The sequence below is a fragment of the Streptomyces sp. NPDC047982 genome, from assembly GCF_043204165.1.
In the GTDB taxonomy this organism is placed as follows: Bacteria; Actinomycetota; Actinomycetes; order Streptomycetales; family Streptomycetaceae; genus Streptomyces.
The window spans coordinates 141,246-157,464 of record NZ_JBIDBS010000017.1 but is presented as its reverse complement, the minus strand read 5'-3'; the positions used below and the strand labels follow the sequence as shown (position 1 = coordinate 157,464).

Here is a 16,219-nt window from a genome sequence, read left to right as displayed (position 1 = left end):
GCGAAGAGGTTTTCTCACCTTCGTGCTGGAGGACTTGATGATCCCGTCGAAGACGCTGCTGCCGACGATCACGCCGGAGGGGACGTACGGGCGGCTCGTAGAGCTGATCACGGCTGTTTCGGAGCTCGACGACCAGGCGGCAGAAGGGCTTGCGGACAGGCTGCTGGACCGGTTGGGGCTCTACGGTCCCACCCCCGATCGGGTGGACGGCCTGTGTGCGGCGATGTTCTTCGACGCCGCACCGGAGAACTACGGCTGGGTGCAGTGCGCCAAGGAGCCGGGGCACATCCGGCGTGGCTACCCGCTGCACGAGGGTCTGTTCAGCGGCCGGTGCTGGGACGACGGCCACCGGCAGGCCGTGGCCGCTGGCGACGAGGAGGACTGAGGCGGCGGTGCCGGAGCAGGCTGCTCCGGTACCTCACCCGTCTCCGGGCGGGGCGCTCGGTGCGCCTCGCCCTGCAGGTCACTGGCCGTCGGGTGTGTGCGCCTGGCGTCGGCGGCGGGATCCGGCCCACACGGCGCCGCCGCCGGCGGCCACCAGGACGCCGACCGCGCCGATGAGCCAGGTGGTGCCGGACGAGCCGGTGTGAGCGAGCTGCGCGGTGGGCGCGGGCGGCTGGTGGGGTGCGGCCGGGGGCGGCGTGATGGGCGGCGTGGCGGCGGGCGGTGTGGTGGGCGCGAAGATCTTGGAGTCGGCGAGGGTGACGGTGACCTGGGCGCCGGGGGTGGCGGTGAATCGCTGAGGTGCGGCGTCGGCCCGGTATCCGGGCGGTGCGGTGGTCTCGCTCGCCCAGTAGTGCGTGCCGTTCTTGAGCTTCACGTCGAGTTTGAGCTTGGCGGTGCCGTCCTTGCCGGTGGTCAGCCGGGCGATCTCCTTGCCCCGGGTGTGCTTGCCCGAAGCGTCGAGGGTGTCGGCGTTGATCGTGATGACCGCTCCGGGCAGGGGCTTCCCGGTGGCCTTGTCGGTCTTCTTCAGCACCAGTTCGCCCTGCTTGAAGGGGTCGACGATGGTGATCGGGTTGGCGGCCGCCGCCTTGCCCTCGGTGATGGTGATGTCCTGGTCGGGCACGCGCTCGTGCAGGCGGCTGCCGGTGTCCGTCTCACGCAGCCGATAGGTGCCCGGCGCGAGGTCGTCGAAGGCGAGAATGCCGTCAGCGCCGGTCTTGCCCTCGGCGACGACGCGACCGCTGTCGGGATCGGTGAGCTGGAACGCGGCGCCGACCAGGCGGTCGCCGCCCGGGTCCTTCTTGTGAATGGTCACACCCCCGGGGGCAGCGGTGACCTTGATGGCGGCGTCCGCACTGGCAGTGGTGGTGTCGCCGGCCAGCACCATCCGCTGCGCCTTGCCGTCGCGGGGTGTGAGGATCTTCAGCTGGGAGCCGGGCAGGTCCGCGGCGCTGGCGTGGACGGTGGTGGTGCCCTTGGCGTCGGCGGTGAACTCCCAGTCGGCGGTGCCGTCCTGGCCGGTGGTGACCTGTCCGCGTTCACCGTCCTTGCCCGCCTCGGCGAGCGCGACCTTGACCCCGGGAACCTTGGCGCCCGAGAGCTGTGCGGTAACCGAGACGGTGACCGTCACCTTCTTCCCGGCCGCGGTCTCGGTCACCTCCGGGACGACGGACAGCCGGTAGGGGCCGGCGTACTTCTTCGCCTCGCTCAGGTAACCGAGCGCCAGCGTCCGGGCGGACGGGGAGACATTCGGGTAGCTCAGGCGCTGCTTGCCGCGGGTGCCGTCTATGCCGTAGCTCCCGCCGGCCAGCCACTCGTAGACGGTCGCATCGACCGCGGCGGCCTGAGCCGCATCTCTGGTCTGGCCGTACTTGCCCACGACGTAGGAGACGTAGGCGAGATGGGCGTCGGGGATGGGGCGGCCGGTGACCGAGGACGTCCAGTGCTCGACGGTGGTCGGGCCGGTGTAACCGCCCGCCTGGTCGGGTCCACGGCGCTCGGGGTCCGCGCAGAACGTCTCGTAGTTTCCGTACACCGTCATGCCGGGCGGCCCGTAGGCGCCGATGTGGGAGCTGGCGGCGTGGCCTTCGCTGTCGGAGATCGCATAGCCCGGCCCGAATTTGTCGTGGTTGGCCGCCGGTCCCGGGGCCGCATGGGCGGGTGCCCACGCGAGGGTCCCGGCCGCCGCAGCGGCGATGAGGGTGGCGGCCAGTCGCGACGACGCGCGGACGAGAGGTGCGTGCATGGCGGGGGTGAGCTCCTTGGTCAGGGAGGGGCGGTGCGGCCCGGATGCGGCAGCGCCCGCCCGGGCTGGATGGACAAGGGGGCCCGGCGGGCGCTTGGGCAGGGAGGCGCTGTGCGGCTACGTGAGCGCGGCGAGCGGGCGGACGGCGGACAGCGGGCGGGACTTGTACGGGCGCTTGATCATCTCGAAGGCTCCTCGGAGAAGACGGTGAAGCGTCGGTTGGACAGAGGTGATCTCAGCAGGACGGACCCCGTACCGCCAGAGACAAAAGTGGATGAAATCCGCTAATTCCTGGGAGTGGGATACGAGTTGCTGCGGCGGTCTCCACTGCGGGACAAATTCCCTCCGACGCCGTGGTCCGGTCCGCCCCGCGGGCTGCCCGCCGCTCGGCCACAGTGTGACGGCAGTCACGCCCGGTGTGCGCCGGCGGAGCCGACAGCGGCCTCCCGGTCGGCCAGGCTCGATGACTGATGCCGCAACGGAGGGAAGATCCGATGCCTGTACTGCGCCAGCTCACCGTCTGCTCCGCGCCCGCCACGCACGTGGTCGAGGCGCGCAGCCGGAAGAAGGGACGTGTCCTGAAGTACCGGGTGGAGATGTGTGCGAGCCATCGGTGGCTCGCCCGGCCTTGGCCCGGCCGGCGCGCATCGCAGGAGCCGGACGGGCGCTGCGGGACGATGGCCGACCACCGGGCCTACACGCAGGTGGTGCAGTCGCACGTCGAAGCGTGGATCGGACCATTGACGGGCCAGGACCTGCAGGCGCACGACGGGGATGTTTCCGCCGCGCTGAGGGCTGCCCACAGGTGGCTGCAGGACGGGTCCTGCAGCGAGATCTGGCATGCCGTGGCGGCCTTGCTCGGTCACGCGGCATGGCTCGCCGAGGCAGTTGCATCAGGCATGGTCGAGGTGGAAGCCGGTGAGCGGCAGGTGCTGGCGGCGCTCAGCGCGGCCGAGACGATCGACGGCACGGCACGTGGGGTGTAGCAGCAGAAGAGCTCGCGCCCCGCACAGGCGTCGAACAGCCAGGAGAAGGGGACGAGTTCCCCGGGGACGCGGTTCAGGAGCTCCCGCCGCGGGGAGACCCTGAACCGCCGGGTGAAGCCGCTCGTTGAGGAGTTCTACGGCCTCTACACGGTCGGGGAGGCGCTGAAGTGCGTATTGCGGTAGCCCCGCCCGTCGCGGTTCCAGTCCAGCTGGATGTAGCCGTCGGCGAGGTAGCGGCCCGAGCCGTCCTTGTACTTGATCGTCCCGGTCGTGTAGCTCCCGTTGCCAGCGGTGTTGCCGTGCTCGAGCTTGTACTCGAGGCCGGTGTAGTTCGCCGACTTCACGACGGGATCGGTGCCGGAGGTCGATTTCTTGGTCTGGAGGTGGAAACGGGCGCCGTCGAGGGTGTCGGTCATGTTGACGTACGCGACGGGGCCCTCGAAGTCGACCCTGGCGTAGGTGTAGATGTAGCCGCCGGAGCGCTTGGCGCAGAGCTTGACGTCGAAGTTGTAGTTGTCCGCCCACGGGCCGGAGTAGGCCGGGTTGTCGACGGAGGCGCTGCTGGTCTTGCAGTGGTAACTCGCGGCGGAGGCGGTGGTGGCGGTGGCGAAGGTGGTGCCGGTGACAGCGGCAGCGGCGAGCAGGGTGACGGCAGTGCGCTTGAACGCGGGCATGGGGTTGCTTCCTCCTACGTCGGTCGTAATGCCAGGGAGCCTGCGCGCGGTCCGGGGCCTGTGACCGGTGTGCTGTCCGGGCGTGCCAGGGCCTGGCTCGGTGATCGCGGTGTGCGTGCCGGGAGGTGGGAGCGGGTGCCTGTGACCGCTTCGTCGTGTCACACGGCAGTAGCCGCCGGGGCGAGCGCCGGGCGGGCCGAGAGCAGAAGCGCGCACAGGGCGGCGGCCATCAGCGGGACGGCGAAGTGACCGCCGAGCGGACCCGCCAGGGCGGTGCCACCTGCCAGGCCCAGGCGCATTGCGCTGGACATCCAGCCGACCGCTTCGGTGGATGTGCCCGGCGGGGCGAGCGAGGTGACGGTCAGGCTGGCCACGGTCAGCAGGGGGACGAACAAGGCGCCGGGCAGCATCGCCAGGACGAGGACCGCCAGGCCCGGGAGCGGGGCGAGCAGGGGGAGCCATCCGGCGGCGAACGCGGCCCCCAGCAGCATCAGATGCCGCGGCCGGGGAGCGGTCGCGGGCTGGAAGCGGGCGAACAGGACACCGCCGAGTAGCCCCGCTGCGGAGAACACCGCGGGCAGCGCGCCCGCGAGCCAGGGCTCGTCCTGCCGTTCCGCAACGACGATCCCGGCGACGTTGAGGGCGCCGACCGTGGCGCCGAGGAAAACCAGGGAGAGCAGCAGGGGCCGCATGGCGGGCGGGCGCAGTACGCCGAGCCGCTCCCGGCGGCGTGGCACGGCCCGCCAGGTGCGAGCGGGGCGGGCGGTGGCGAAGGCGAGGGAGCCGACCATGGTGACGGCGGCCGCCAGGGCGAGAGCCGTAGCCGGCGAGAGCCAGGTGGCCACCGCGATGGCCAGGGCGGGGCCGGTGACGTAGACGATCTCCTGGGCGGAGGAATCCAGGGTGTAGGCGGTGCGCACGTGCGCACCGTCGGGCAGCACGGCGTGCCACAGCGACCGGAGCCCGCCCTCCAACGGCGGGCATCCGGCTCCGGCCAGGGCGACGCACACGGCGGCCACCGGCAGATGGGAGGTGCCCACCAGAGCCAGGGTGCCCAGCGCGGTGGCGACCAGGGCGGCGCCGAGGTGGCAGGGCAGCGGCAGGCCGCGCAGGTCGGCCAGCCGTCCCAGCAGCGGCAGGCCGAGCGCCGGGGCGATGCCGTAGAGCGCGGCCAGCAGACTGGCAGTCGCCAGGGAGTGGCCGTCCTGCTGCGCCGCCAGGATCAGGGCGACGGGCACCATGCCCAGCGACAGCCGGCCGGTCACCGAAGAGATCAGCAGGCGGCTGCAATATCGGTGACGCAGCACATCGCGGAAGGTCGGCGGGGTGGGCCGTGGCGCCGGTTCGTCGGCGAATGCGGGCGGGGGTGACGGCTGCGGTGCGCGGGTCGGCGCCTCTGTGGTGCGGGGGACGTCGTGAACCTGCGCGTGGGCCATCGCCTACCTGCCTCTGCAAGGGGAATCGTGGGTGCGGGGAGAAGGCCGCCGTCCGTGCGCCGGGGCCCAGGGGGACAGGCAGCGGCGTACGGACGGCGCCAGCGGCGAAGGGGTGGCCAGCCGCCGTGGCGAGAAGCCCAGCAGGCCGCGGCGGCCCTCTCCACGCTGCTTCCGGCGAGGCGGGCAGTCGCTGCCCCTCCTCCCATCCCCTGGCGCGGCGATCGGGCGGACCGTTCCGTCACGCGATGCCGTTCGGCCGGACCCGGCGGTGCTCACGGGCGTACGACCGGGCCACGGGGCACATGCCTGCGCACCAGGCGGCACGCACACCTCCTGGAACCCCTACTGCTCGTTGCGGGACTTCGAATCCACGCTCTGGGAGCTCGTGCCCGCGGCCATGATGCTCGCCACGCCCTGACGCACGGCCGTGCCCCGGGCGAATCTCCTTCGTCCGGGGCACGGGGAGAGCGGTCGACTCCGCGTGAAGCGTCCGGTCCCGTCCTCGGTCCCGGCGCCGAGGCGTGCTATCCGGCCAGCCAGAGCTTGACCATGTCCTTGCGGACCCAGCCGGGGGTGTTCTTCGCCAGGCCGCTGGCGGACTTCGTCCTCAGCTTGGTGTAGTACCAGCCGTTCTTCTCGCAGTAGATCTTCACGCTGTCCGACTTGTAGAGCATCCCCTTGGACTTGTACGAGGTCCCCGGGCCGCTGCGGTAGTTGACACCGTTGCGGACCCCGGCGCTCTGGTCGTACGACGTGCAGTCCCGGTCGGCGGCGGAGGCGGACGGCGCGATCGCGAGGGCGCCGCCGGCGAGGAGGGTGGCGGACAGGGCGACGGTGGACAGGCGGCGTATCACGGACATGCCGAGTGGTCCCTTCGAAAGGTGTCTATGAAGTGGTGAGCGGCTTCAGGGAGCTGTGCGCGGTGTAGCGGTACGCCGGGGTGGGATGAGGCAGTGGGCCCGGCCCGCCGTGCGGCGTCGTTGCTGCGCCCCGGGGAGCTGCCGCTCCGGTCTCTCCGGGTGCGGCAACAGCGGTGCCCGAGGGGCTACTTAGGGATCGGCGGGGTGGGCGCGGGCCAGGTGTTGTACGGGTTCGCGCGCTGGTAGACGACGTAGCCGCGGATCTTCTTGTGGTCCGACTTGCGGGTGACCGTGCCGTGCACCCACCACGTCTTCTTGGACTTCTGGTACACCCACTGCTTGTAGGTGATCTTGTCGCCCATGTGCCTCACACAACAAGTGCCAGATCGGAACCGCAGATAACGGTGGTCGAGCCCTTGGACGCGGACTTGTGGACCTTGACGGCCTTGCAGGAGATCTTGTCGGTCGCGGTGTCGGCGGCCTGTGCCGTCGAGGCGGTGGCGATGCCTCCCGAGGCGACGGCCAGGCCCAGGGCACCGGCCACGGCGGCACGTTTGACGCGCTGGCGAACGATCACGGGGAACTCCTTGTTGTGGGAGGAAAACGGGCCGGGCGGCCCGCGCTGCCCACGGGTCCGCCCGGCCCCGGCAGGGGTGCGCACCCTCAGGTCCGGACGTGATCGATCCTGGGCGGCCGGCGGCGGTGACGGCATCGGTCCTCGGCCGCGGTCCCACCTGCTGGCTCCGCGACTTGCCCAGCTCTCCCGGCAGGTGGAATCCGCCGCGCGGCGGCCGGCGCACGGCGCGGAGCAGCGCTCGGGCCGTCGAGTCCGTGGGGCGGGAGGCGCCACCGGGTTGTGCAGCGCATCCTCCCGCCCTGCGGCGTACTCGGTGACTGGGCGGCCCGCAGCGGCTGCGGGCGGGCATAGATGGAGTGGCACCTGCAGCCCGAGCGATCCGTACGGAGCCGATGACGTGAGTCCCCGCACCGCCTTGACCCCGCCCGACGAGGGCCTGACCATCGGCTTCCAGCCGTCCCCGCCCGCGGCGGACACCCGCGCGCTGCACCAGTTGCAGCGCGCCCTTGGTCCGGCAGAGCGGCCGTTCCTGGGGCTCCCGGACCACCTGGGCCAGGTGATGGCCGAGTTCGCCCCGCTGCTGGGCCTGTTCAACGATCGGCAGGGCGGCCCGTACGACGAGACCCGCTTCGACGACGGCGCCCGAGCGTATGAGAAGGCGGTGCTCACCTACTTCGCCGCGCTCGCCGGGGCCTCCCTCGACGAGGTGCACGGCTATGTGGCGGCCTCGCCGCGCGAGGCCCTCCTGCACGGCCTGGTCCTGGCCCGCCGCGGGCTGCCGGAGCCGTCGGTGTACGTCGGCGAGCAGGCCCATTACGACGTCGTGCGGGCCTGTGAGCTGCTGGGGATGAACGTGGTGCGCGTCCAGGCGCTGCCGGACGGCTCGATGGATCCGGACGATCTGCGCCTACAGACACGGCTGCGGCGCGGGGCGGGGGCGCTGGTGGTGGCCACCTGCGGCACTCCCCTGCGGGGCGCCATCGACAACGTGGCCGAACTGCGCTCCGCGGCGGCCTCGTTCGGGCCGGTACACGTCCATGTCGATGCGAGCGCGGGCGGACTGGCGGCCGCGCACAGCAACCAGGTCCCGCCGTGGTCGCTGGCGCACGGTGCGCACTCCATCACTCTGTCCGGGCACCCGCTGCTGGGCCTGCCCGTCCCGGTGGGCGTCTCCCTGGTACGCCGCAAGCAGGACCCGCCCACGGCCCTGGGAATCACGGTGCCCGGCCGCCTGGTGGTCGGTGCTCGCAGCGGTCTGGGTGCGCTGCTGCTGTGGACGCGGCTGCGCTCCCTGGGACGGGCCGGGGTGGCCGCCATGGTGGCCCGGTGCCAGGACGTCGCCGCCTACGCGCTCGAGCAGTTCGAGGCTGCCGGGGTCTCGCCGCAGCACTTCCCCGGCTCCTTGACCGTCACCTTCGAGCGGCCGCCGAGATGGGTGGTCGAGAAGTGGCGTCTGCACTACATCGGTGACCTGGCGCGGATCACCACCGCCGGGCCCATGACGCGCACGGCCGTCGACGAGCTCGCCACAGATCTGGCCGCCGCCCGCCAGGGAGTTGCCGCGTGACCCCCGCCGTGCCGCTGCCCCGCTCGCTGCTCACCCTGCCCGCCGAAGTCGGTGACCTGATGGACCACACCCCCGAGTCCGCCTACGCGCATCTGCGCGATACCCGCCCCGCGTGGTTCTCCAGCCCGCCCGGTGAGGGCGCGATCGGCATCATGCGCTGGCCGATGACCGAGGGCCAGGTCCTGCACCGTGACGAGGAGCGGGTGGTCCTCGAGGACCCCGTAGTCCTCCCGGACGGGCAGCAGGCCCGCAGGCTGCGGCTGATCGCCGCGCGGCCGGAGCCGCCGGTGGCCGTGCTCCCGCTGCTGGACGGCCAGATCGTGCTCGTCGACCGGTTCCGGCACGCGGCCCGCACCTGGCAGTGGGAGATCATCAGGGGTGCCGGCGCCGCGGGCGTGCCCGACGCGCAGAACGCGGCCGACCAGGTGCACGACCAGCTCGGCGCGAGCGCCTCGGAGGTGATCGGCCTGGGCCAGGCCCACCCGGACCCGTCGGTCCTGGCCGAGGCGGTGATGCTGTACGCCGCGCGCATCGACGCGGTGGGCGAGCTCGCGCCCGGCGCCAGCATCCGCCAGGTGCGTACCGTCGCGTTCGCCGAGGCGGAGCAGATGGCTCTGGCTGGTCGGATCACGGACGCGGTGACGATCACCGTGCTGTTCCGGGCTCGCCAGGCAGGTCTGGGCGAAGAGAACCCGGCCGTATGACGGGGGCACCGGGGCGCGACCGGCTGATCGTCATCGTCGAGCGTGCCATCGAGCGGCATCTGCCCGGCGGCACGCTCGGAGTGGATGTCCCGAGCATGGCCCGTGAGGTCGTGCGGCAGGTACGTCGGCAGGTCGCGGTCGAGCGGTTGGAGGAGACGACGGCGAAGTTCGCCGAGTCGCTCGAAAGCATCGCCCCGGCGCGCAGGGGAGAAGTTCCCCGGTACGGCGGCTGAGCGTAGGCGTGCGATGTCTACGGGGTGGGTGCGTCGCCTGAGTCGTGCCCCAGGGTGCGCAGTGCTTCCTCCCACAGCGGTCCGCCAGCGGGGTATCCGGAGGAGGGCGGGCAGTCGATGATGAGCGGGGTGTACGCCTGCGGGAGATCGCCCAGCACTCTGGCCGTCTGCTGAGAGTCGGTGTCGGTGATGAGGATCCGGCTGTCGCCGCGCTGGGCCCAGAGCTGAGCGAGCGCGGACGAGGTGCTGGTCTTGCCTCGTACCTGGCTCCGGGGGCCGAGGTCCGCGCAGCCGCGGCGGTTGGCGGTGAAGAGCGCGGCCGGCTCGGCGGTGCTGTTCAGCTCGGGCTCGCGGCCCCCTTCTTCGATCGGCACTTCGAGCCTCCAGCCGGTGACGGATCCTGTCGGCAGTACGGTACTGGGTCGCGCTGACACCCATACCCGGATCCGGCCAGCCGCCGTCCTCTGTGCTCTACGGAATGGTCGTGGAGTGCTCGTCACGGTCGGTGCCCGGCCGTCGGCTCAGGCAGTCGGCCGTGATGGCCAGCGGCAGGAGCAGGGCCACCGCGAGCAGCCCCACGAGCGCGGCCAGGCGGACCGCAGCTCCCAGCAGTCCGACCAGGACGGTGACCAGCGGCCACTCCTCGGCCGGTGACCACAGGGCTATGCAGAGAAGCCCGCGTGCGGCGGCGAGGGATGCTCCGCACACGAGCGCGGCCATGGCGGCCATGGCGAGGTGGGGCAGTCCGCGCCGGAGGAGGGGGCCGGTCGCGCGCAGCAGCAGGGAGATGACGGTGCTCAGCGCCCAGGTCACCGGTCCACTCCGGGTGCAACGGAACCTGCGGCAAGGGCCTGGGCATGAGCCTCGTCATGGGCGGTGGCCGGCGCCGGGGCGGGGCCTTCTGGGACGGCGGGGCGGGCCATCGCCTCCTGCAGGCGGGCGCGGATGTGCTCCTCGTCGAGGGGAACACTGGTAGCCGCGGTGTGCTCCAGCGCGTCGCGGGCACGGGTCAGCAGGTCGGTCTCGGCGCCGGTGGTGGCGGGCCGGCGGGCGGGCACCGGCTGCTGGAGCTGGTAGTGGATCTGGCCGTCCAGCGCCTGAGCCGCGCGCTCCAGGGTGCCGTACGCCTCGATGACACGGCGCTGGGTCTGCGCGGCTGCGACCGGGACGAGCTCCTCGGGCAGGCCGCGAGGGGCCGGGGCGGGGAACGCCAGGCGGCCGAGTGCGTCGTGCATGAGGTGCAACTGGCCCTCGCGGGCGGCAAGGTAGGAGGCCTCGGCGTGCAGCAGTTCCGGGTCGGCGAAATAGTCGCTGCTGTCCTCGGCCGTGATCGCGGCGCGCTGCGCGGCGAGGGCCTCGACAGCATCGGCCGCAGTGGCTGAGCGGTACCGCCAGGCGGCGGCCGGACCGCTGGTGGACAGAGCGCGAGCCGGAACCGGGAAGGCGTCGAGCAGTTGCTGCGCTTCCTGCTCGCGCCCCGAGTGCGCTGCGGCGGTGTAGGCGCGGACGATCTCGCGGGCCTGAGCCAGGTGTGCGGCGCGTGGCGCGTCGAGGGCGGGAACGGTGACGGTCAGGAGGGAGCCGTCGGCTCGCCGGTCGTACAGGTAGTCGGTGACGTCGGGCTCAAGGACGGCCCGCAGCTGCTGGGCGGACGCGTCCCTCAGGGCGATTTGGTCGAGCAGCCAGTCGGTCATCCCCCTGAGCGCGGGGACGTCGGCGGCCAGAGACTCCACGGCATGCCAGTCCTCGATCAGTTCGGCACGCGAGCGGTACGCGCGCTCCAGTCGGTCGATGAGGTTGGTGATCTGCAGCGCGGTGCTGACCACCAGATCGGCGGTGGCCTCGTCGTGTTCGCCGGCGCGTTCCAGGCTCTGGGCGAGTACGGAGGGCGGCGGGTAGGTGGCCAGGGCGCGCAGGTGGCAGGTCCAGGCGGCGGCCGCGGTGATCCACCCGAGCTCGAGCCCCTGCGGTGCCTCGGCGTTGCGCCGGTAGAACCAGCCGGCCAGCGAGTCGGTGAGCCGGGCCTCGTCGCTGGCCGGGTCGTGCATCAGCTCGGCTGCCAGTTCGCCGGGGGTGTGTTCGCGCAGGCCGCCGGGCTCGGCGGTGATGATGGCCAGGTGCCGCACGCCGTCGTCCAGTTGGAGCCAGCGGCGCAGGGTCTCCTGCTGGCCGTGGGTGACCTCCTGCAGCGCGACGCGTGTGGGGTCTGCGCCGGTGCGGGCGATCCCGGTCTCGCCCACCCGAGGTACCTCCGACTCGGCCCAGCCGGTCGGCTCGCTGCCCTCGGCCACCCACGCCAGGGCGTACGCGTCCTCTCCCCGCTCGGCCAACCAGGGACGGAAGTCGTCGGGGAGGGGGGCGTGCTGCTCGCTCATCGAGGGACCTTCTGCTCGGCGGTGGGGCGCCGCGCGGCCCGTGGACGGCGGCTGGCGGCAGCTTGCCCGTGCCGGTGTGGCCCACCGGCCGGACCGCCGAAGCCGTTCCGTCACACGGGAGCCGGAGGGTAACCATCCGCAAGGGCGTCCCGTAGGGCGGGACGGACCAGGCGAAAGGAGCTCGCCGGGGCGGCGCGGCCGCCCGTGCGGGGGCGCGGGCGTTGCCCGTGCGAGAGTGGGTCAAGGCGAAATGAGTTGGCAGGGAGCGGTCCATTCCGTGATGGCTAGCTGGGTCCAGCCGTGGTCGGTCCTGGCGTCGTTGCGGGCGGCGGGCTCGATTACGAAGCCGTGTTTCTCCAGGACCTGTACAGCCTCTTCGCGGGGCAGGACCGGCACCTTGCCACTGAGGGCGATCAGATAGCGGCCCGGGTCGTCGGGGCGGGCCATGGTGAGGTTCTCGGCTGGGCCGAGGTCGATGTTCGGTCCTGCGGCCATGCTCAGGTCCGGGCCGATGACTGACATCGTCCACCGCCCGCGGAACACACCAACCTCAGCGCGGTACAGGGCGGGCAGGCCGCTGTGCGCGGGGTGAGCTTCGGGCATCACAGGTACTCCTGTTCGATCGTGGTGCCATCGTGCCTGCCGGGCACGGCATGACGACCGTAGCGTGAGGGGCCGACACAGCTCTGGGATGCCGCGTCTCCGTTTGGTTGTCCGGATGTTGGCGGTACTTGAGTCCGCCGCCCTCGTGGTACCGAGTCGTCCTCCCGCGCAGCTCGATCCGGCCCCACGCCCAGGTCGTCCCAGGCAGCCTGATGACCAGATGCACCGCCGCTTCCCGCGGCGGGCTCGGGGGCCGAGCGGCAGATGGTGCCCCAGGCCCTGGCTGCGCCCGACGCGGAGCCGACCGACCGCACGGGAGACGGTGCCGCTCAAGCAGCCCGGGGCCGTGCGGTTCTTCCGGTGGACGACGACGTGTGGACAGGGCGGTGTTCTGGTTCCGTCAGGGCCGCTCCGCGCACTGGAGTTGGCCGCCGTCCTCGGGTTCGGTGTCCTGCCAGATCCGTACGAGGGTGAGGCCTCCCCATCGCCACGGTCGGCGCTCAGCGGAGAACATCGCACGGCGTGCCTCGTGCTGGACATGGCGCGGCAGGCTGGTGGGGGCGGGGAGTCGAGCTGCGGCTGCCCGATCGGCCGCGCGCTGCGAGCGCGAGCGTACTGCTCGAGTGCCCCGGCCATCTGCTCCATCAGGTGCGCGCTGTACTCCGTGTCGCGGCCGTCTTGGTGCCGGATCCACGTGCAGACGAAGCGCACAGAGGTGTTCGCGTAGTCGGGGCGGGCGGCATCTGGATCATGGGGTGCGGTTCCTGATTGGTCAGCGTCCCTGCCCGGGACTCCGGCGGCGGGGCCGCTGCGGTGCGCGGTGCGGGCGCCGGGCGGGGGCCGGATCACCTTCGGCGGGGGCCGAGGAGAAGCCGCCCGCGATGCCTTGCCGGGCGGGGGCCGGCACCTGCGCTGCGGGAGTGGCGGGCCGTTTGGTGGTGCGGTTCGGCCGCGCGGCGCGGGCGATGACGGTGGCGTTCGGGATGAGCGGGGCGCAGGTCTCGCAGACCTCTTCCAGGCTCCACACCCGGCGCACGATCGGGTCGTGTCGCAGGATCATCACCACCGCGCCCGCGCAGGACGTCTTGGCATTGGGGTGGGCGCCGCATCGCTGGGAGCCGCAGTGGCAGTAGGCGTTGGGGTTGATGGTGGCGACCTTCGCGTGTGCGGCGGCGTGCGCGGCGGCGAAGGTGCGCAGCGCGGCGAGGTCCTCGGAGCGGGGCGGCATCCGGCACGCCGCGGTGCTGCAGGTGACCGAGGCGGCGCGGCTGCCGTGGCCGGTGATCCGGACGGTCCAGGACCGTCCGGGGATACGCTCGGTGGGGGATTCGCTGTAGGCGGTCGTCACGGCCGTCCTTCTGGTTACTCGGCTGCTCGGTGATGTTGCTCCACTATGTGTTACCCGCCGGGGTGTTGTGCAGCGGGTTTTTCGGCGTGGGGCGGGTGCGGGTTCCAGGTGGTGAGTCGGCCACCGTCACCGGTGTTCCACCAGACGGCCGCCTCCAGCCGGTGATCAGATGCGGCCTGCGGGTGCCGGGCGCATGGTGAGGCGGGCCTTGTGAGGCCGTGTCCCGGCAACAAGGAACCCGAAGCCGTCACGGCTGCTCGCTCAGGAACGCCAGGCGAGGCAGCGGGGCGCGCTTGTTTCTTCCCTGTCGCTGTTCGTCTTCCAGGTGGCCGACTCTGCTCCAGTCAACGCACCGGCGACGGTTCGGGCGCCGTTCCTGTTCGCGCCCCGGCCTCGGTGCGCGCCCTGTCGATATGGGAGCTGCACTGCCTTCGACGGCGGTTCGGCATCACGGTGCGAGCCGCACTGCATAGTGGGATGGGAGGTTCGTGACGGCCCGCGCCGGGCGGAGTTTCAGGCCAGGGTGTCGAGCCAGCGCCTGCAGTCCTTCGACAGCGCGGACATCTGCCCGTGGAGCTCGGCGCCGAGCTGCACTGGGCTGTCCTGCGCGGCACGGCGCAGAGAGTCCAGGAGCACCTTCGTCCGCTCCTCGGGCATGAGGGCGACAACTCCGAAGAGGCGGCTGCTCAGAGTCTGCTCCAGGTCCTCCAGGAGGACGCCGATCGACTGCCCTGGTACTTCGGGGTAGCGGAAGAAGAGCAGGACCGCCGACAGGTGCCGCTCGACCGTCGTGCAGGTCCGCCGGATCAGGCGCATGCCCCGACCGACAGCGGCGAAGGCGGCCACTCCCGTGGCGCCGGCAATGGCCCCGGACAGGTAGGAAGGCGGCAGGATCACGATGAGGATCAGCGCTGCAAGAAGGAGAGCAGCCCCGAAGAGAAGAGGCAGCGCGGCAATCCGCACGAGCCGTGCGCGTATCGACGGCGGGGCGGCGTTCCGGCAACGCGGTGTCGACGGTCATCCTCGATCTCCTTCACCTGCCGTGGCGTGCGGCTGCGGCGCACACGTCCCTGCGGATACGACGGGCCGCGCCCGGACGGCCAGCGTACGCGGGAGGAATGGCCAGGTGTTTCGCCCGGGCGAGATGTTCACGGGGCGACCGGTCCGGCAAGCAACAGCGTCCGATCCTCCGGTAGATGCCGGTGAGGGCCCGTACGGCCAGCGGGTGGGTGGACCGTCCAGATGGTCGGCGGGCAGAAGGTTGAGTACCAGCGTCACCCCGGTAAGGGCCCGCTCGCGGCCTCCGGCCCGCCACGCCACCGGTGCTGTGGACAGCGTCAGACCCTGGGGCCGGAACCGCCCCGGCCTGAGCGCGTGATTGCGGGGAGCGGCTGGGTGACATCCCACTCGATGAGCTGGCTTCCTTGGCGCTGGTAGAACTCCCGCTTCTCGGCCTTGCGGCGGTCGTAGGCTTCCCGGCCGTGAATGCCGTAGACCTCGACGTACGCCGTGGGTGTCACGTCGGTGAGGACGAAGTCGGGCAGGACGGTGCTGGTGGTGTCGTAGCGGAGTGGCTTGATGAAGGCGCGGCGGCATCCGGCGAGGGCGTCGGCCATGACCACCTCGTAGGAGGAGTCCGCTCGTAGGAGGAGTCCGCGGGAATGTAGGTGCCGGTGGTGAGCATCGCGGCGAGGTCCACGACGATGAGGTGCCCCTTGGGGCTGCGCTCGACGACGAACAGGGCGATGCGTGTGCCGCTGTGCGCGGTGGCCGTCCTGCCGAAGGCGTGCCGGTAGGAGCGGGTGGCCCGCGCGTGCAGGGCGGCGCGGGCGTAGAGCGCGGTGCGCTGGTGGGCCAGGCGGTAAGCGACGCCGTACGGGGTGGGTGCCACCTCTTTGAACTGTCCGAGGATCAGGGCGCGCCGTTCGGTCCTGCCGTGGCGCCCCAGCGTTGCGCGGAAGGCATCCAGGGCGGCGGCGTTGTCCTCGGCCGCAGCGGGGGTGAAGGGCGGGACGACGTACAGCGCCTCGTCCATGGCCCGGCCGTTGATGGTGGTCTCACGCAGTTGTTGGCGCAGCCGGGCGTGGCACGTGCGCCAGGTGACACGCCCTGTCTGCGGGTGTGAGACGTTGAGCTGGGCCTGTTCCCACGGCCAGTGCAGCAGTCCCAGCAGGCCGACGGAGCGCCGCGAGCCTGTTTCGGTGCCGGTGTCCTCCGGCGCGACATCGTGGGATTCGAGCTGGGCCAGGCGGCTGGTGAGAGGGGTGGCGAGGCGGATGAACACGCCGTCGTCGGCCTCCTGGATGGCCTGCGTGCTGTAGCGGTCGCGGCCGGACAGGCCGGGTCCGAGTCTGTGGAAGGGGCAGCTGGGGTCGTGTCGCTCGCCTTCACCGGGCCAGCCCGCAACGTGGGAGCGGCCCGCACGGGTGCAGCGGATCACCAGGCGCAGGGCAGGGCGGCGGCACAGGCACCAGGCGTAACCGACCTCGGCCCGGGCGCGGCGAACAGCGGGGCGGCCTCCGCGGAGTGCTCACGCAGCCAGGTCAGTTGCACGGTGCGGCCCGCCAGCCGGATACGTCCGGGGCCCGTTCGGGGTGCCATATCCACCTGTCTTCAGCCGGGAAGCGAGCCCGCACCGTGGGGCTGGGCTTCGGGTGCGGGGGCA

Annotated in this window: 20 protein-coding genes; 5 read left to right on the top strand and 15 right to left on the bottom strand. The window is 72.0% G+C overall.

All coding sequences use genetic code 11. The annotated features are described in order from the left end of the window. Positions 1–22 precede the first annotated feature (22 nt). A complete protein-coding gene (locus ACGF2V_RS21715; protein ID WP_362708611.1) occupies positions 23–385 on the top strand; it encodes a hypothetical protein in 363 nt (120 codons plus the stop codon). Between the two features lie 78 nt (positions 386–463). Here the strand turns inward: ACGF2V_RS21715 and ACGF2V_RS21710 are convergent, their stop codons facing one another. Further along, a complete protein-coding gene (locus tag ACGF2V_RS21710; RefSeq protein WP_362708609.1) occupies positions 464–2,191 on the bottom strand; it encodes a SpaA isopeptide-forming pilin-related protein in 1,728 nt (575 codons plus the stop codon). Between the two features lie 494 nt (positions 2,192–2,685). Between ACGF2V_RS21710 and ACGF2V_RS21705 the strand changes: the two genes are divergently transcribed. Further along, positions 2,686–3,177 carry a hypothetical protein gene (locus ACGF2V_RS21705; protein ID WP_362708606.1) on the top strand — a complete coding sequence of 164 codons (492 nt, stop codon included), beginning with the start codon at positions 2,686–2,688 and terminating at the stop codon, positions 3,175–3,177. A gap of 143 nt (positions 3,178–3,320) precedes the next feature. On the opposite strand, the gene ACGF2V_RS21700 is transcribed toward ACGF2V_RS21705, so the two are convergent. The 5 genes from ACGF2V_RS21700 to ACGF2V_RS21680 form a co-directional block, all read right to left on the bottom strand. Continuing rightward, positions 3,321–3,851 carry a hypothetical protein gene (locus ACGF2V_RS21700; protein ID WP_362708604.1) on the bottom strand — a complete coding sequence of 177 codons (531 nt, stop codon included), beginning with the start codon at positions 3,849–3,851 and terminating at the stop codon, positions 3,321–3,323. A 158-nt stretch (positions 3,852–4,009) separates the two neighbouring features. After that, positions 4,010–5,287 carry an MFS transporter gene (locus tag ACGF2V_RS21695; protein ID WP_362708601.1) on the bottom strand — a complete coding sequence of 426 codons (1,278 nt, stop codon included), beginning with the start codon at positions 5,285–5,287 and terminating at the stop codon, positions 4,010–4,012. A 524-nt stretch (positions 5,288–5,811) separates the two neighbouring features. Further along, positions 5,812–6,147, bottom strand: coding sequence for an SH3 domain-containing protein (locus ACGF2V_RS21690; RefSeq protein WP_255386880.1), 336 nt, complete (start codon positions 6,145–6,147; stop codon positions 5,812–5,814). A gap of 185 nt (positions 6,148–6,332) precedes the next feature. Continuing rightward, the gene (locus tag ACGF2V_RS21685) at positions 6,333–6,509 is read right to left on the bottom strand and encodes a hypothetical protein (protein WP_362708598.1); all 177 of its coding nucleotides are present in this window, start codon (positions 6,507–6,509) and stop codon (positions 6,333–6,335) included. A 5-nt stretch (positions 6,510–6,514) separates the two neighbouring features. Next, positions 6,515–6,724: a hypothetical protein gene (locus ACGF2V_RS21680; protein WP_362708595.1), complete on the bottom strand. Its 210-nt coding sequence runs from the start codon at positions 6,722–6,724 to the stop codon at positions 6,515–6,517. Between the two features lie 397 nt (positions 6,725–7,121). Between ACGF2V_RS21680 and ACGF2V_RS21675 the strand changes: the two genes are divergently transcribed. The 3 genes from ACGF2V_RS21675 to ACGF2V_RS21665 are packed head-to-tail and all read left to right on the top strand — an operon-like array spanning position 7,122 to position 9,228. Beyond that, positions 7,122–8,291, top strand: a complete 1,170-nt coding sequence (locus ACGF2V_RS21675) for a pyridoxal-dependent decarboxylase (protein WP_362708592.1) — start codon at positions 7,122–7,124, stop codon at positions 8,289–8,291. Then, positions 8,288–8,995 (top strand): NUDIX hydrolase, encoded by a 708-nt coding sequence (locus ACGF2V_RS21670; protein ID WP_362708590.1) that lies wholly within the window; start codon positions 8,288–8,290, stop codon positions 8,993–8,995. The genes ACGF2V_RS21675 and ACGF2V_RS21670 overlap by 4 nt, the downstream gene beginning before the upstream one ends. Then, positions 8,992–9,228, top strand: a complete 237-nt coding sequence (locus ACGF2V_RS21665) for a hypothetical protein (protein WP_362708587.1) — start codon at positions 8,992–8,994, stop codon at positions 9,226–9,228. The genes ACGF2V_RS21670 and ACGF2V_RS21665 overlap by 4 nt, the downstream gene beginning before the upstream one ends. A gap of 17 nt (positions 9,229–9,245) precedes the next feature. Here ACGF2V_RS21665 and ACGF2V_RS21660 read toward each other — a convergent pair whose 3' ends face one another. The 9 genes from ACGF2V_RS21660 to ACGF2V_RS21620 all read right to left on the bottom strand — a co-directional run bounded on the left by ACGF2V_RS21660 (position 9,246) and on the right by ACGF2V_RS21620 (position 16,155). After that, positions 9,246–9,602 (bottom strand): ParA family protein, encoded by a 357-nt coding sequence (locus tag ACGF2V_RS21660; protein ID WP_362708584.1) that lies wholly within the window; start codon positions 9,600–9,602, stop codon positions 9,246–9,248. 97 nt (positions 9,603–9,699) lie between these two features. Next, the gene (locus ACGF2V_RS21655) at positions 9,700–10,041 is read right to left on the bottom strand and encodes a hypothetical protein (protein ID WP_362708582.1); all 342 of its coding nucleotides are present in this window, start codon (positions 10,039–10,041) and stop codon (positions 9,700–9,702) included. Continuing rightward, positions 10,038–11,603: a hypothetical protein gene (locus ACGF2V_RS21650; RefSeq protein ID WP_362708579.1), complete on the bottom strand. Its 1,566-nt coding sequence runs from the start codon at positions 11,601–11,603 to the stop codon at positions 10,038–10,040. The genes ACGF2V_RS21655 and ACGF2V_RS21650 overlap by 4 nt, the downstream gene beginning before the upstream one ends. A gap of 240 nt (positions 11,604–11,843) precedes the next feature. Continuing rightward, complete coding sequence (locus tag ACGF2V_RS21645; protein ID WP_362708577.1) at positions 11,844–12,206, bottom strand: hypothetical protein; 363 nt, start codon at positions 12,204–12,206, stop codon at positions 11,844–11,846. 772 nt (positions 12,207–12,978) lie between these two features. Beyond that, positions 12,979–13,554, bottom strand: a complete 576-nt coding sequence (locus ACGF2V_RS21640; protein WP_362708574.1) for a hypothetical protein — start codon at positions 13,552–13,554, stop codon at positions 12,979–12,981. 513 nt (positions 13,555–14,067) lie between these two features. Continuing rightward, entirely contained in the window at positions 14,068–14,517 is a 450-nt protein-coding gene (locus ACGF2V_RS21635) for a hypothetical protein (RefSeq protein WP_362708572.1), read from the bottom strand. 374 nt (positions 14,518–14,891) lie between these two features. Continuing rightward, the gene (locus ACGF2V_RS21630; RefSeq protein ID WP_362708569.1) at positions 14,892–15,074 is read right to left on the bottom strand and encodes a hypothetical protein; all 183 of its coding nucleotides are present in this window, start codon (positions 15,072–15,074) and stop codon (positions 14,892–14,894) included. Beyond that, positions 15,071–16,021: a DUF1173 family protein gene (locus ACGF2V_RS21625; RefSeq protein WP_362708686.1), complete on the bottom strand. Its 951-nt coding sequence runs from the start codon at positions 16,019–16,021 to the stop codon at positions 15,071–15,073. Before ACGF2V_RS21625 ends, ACGF2V_RS21630 begins: the two co-directional genes overlap by 4 nt. Continuing rightward, positions 15,991–16,155, bottom strand: a complete 165-nt coding sequence (locus ACGF2V_RS21620; protein ID WP_362708567.1) for a hypothetical protein — start codon at positions 16,153–16,155, stop codon at positions 15,991–15,993. Before ACGF2V_RS21620 ends, ACGF2V_RS21625 begins: the two co-directional genes overlap by 31 nt. Positions 16,156–16,219 lie beyond the last annotated feature (64 nt).

Excerpts from the sequence above, each read along its gene's own strand:
- ACGF2V_RS21685 (WP_362708598.1), bottom strand. The coding sequence starts at position 6,509 with ATGGGCGACAAGATCACCTACAAGCAGTGGGTGTACCAGAAGTCCAAG.
- ACGF2V_RS21665 (WP_362708587.1), top strand. The coding sequence starts at position 8,992 with ATGACGGGGGCACCGGGGCGCGACCGGCTGATCGTCATCGTCGAGCGT.
- ACGF2V_RS21645 (WP_362708577.1), bottom strand. The coding sequence starts at position 12,206 with ATGCCCGAAGCTCACCCCGCGCACAGCGGCCTGCCCGCCCTGTACCGC.
- ACGF2V_RS21620 (WP_362708567.1), bottom strand. The coding sequence starts at position 16,155 with ATGGCACCCCGAACGGGCCCCGGACGTATCCGGCTGGCGGGCCGCACC.
- ACGF2V_RS21695 (WP_362708601.1), bottom strand. The coding sequence starts at position 5,287 with ATGGCCCACGCGCAGGTTCACGACGTCCCCCGCACCACAGAGGCGCCG.
- ACGF2V_RS21650 (WP_362708579.1), bottom strand. The coding sequence starts at position 11,603 with ATGAGCGAGCAGCACGCCCCCCTCCCCGACGACTTCCGTCCCTGGTTG.
- ACGF2V_RS21690 (WP_255386880.1), bottom strand. The coding sequence starts at position 6,147 with ATGTCCGTGATACGCCGCCTGTCCACCGTCGCCCTGTCCGCCACCCTC.
- ACGF2V_RS21700 (WP_362708604.1), bottom strand. The coding sequence starts at position 3,851 with ATGCCCGCGTTCAAGCGCACTGCCGTCACCCTGCTCGCCGCTGCCGCT.
- ACGF2V_RS21705 (WP_362708606.1), top strand. The coding sequence starts at position 2,686 with ATGCCTGTACTGCGCCAGCTCACCGTCTGCTCCGCGCCCGCCACGCAC.
- ACGF2V_RS21710 (WP_362708609.1), bottom strand. The coding sequence starts at position 2,191 with ATGCACGCACCTCTCGTCCGCGCGTCGTCGCGACTGGCCGCCACCCTC.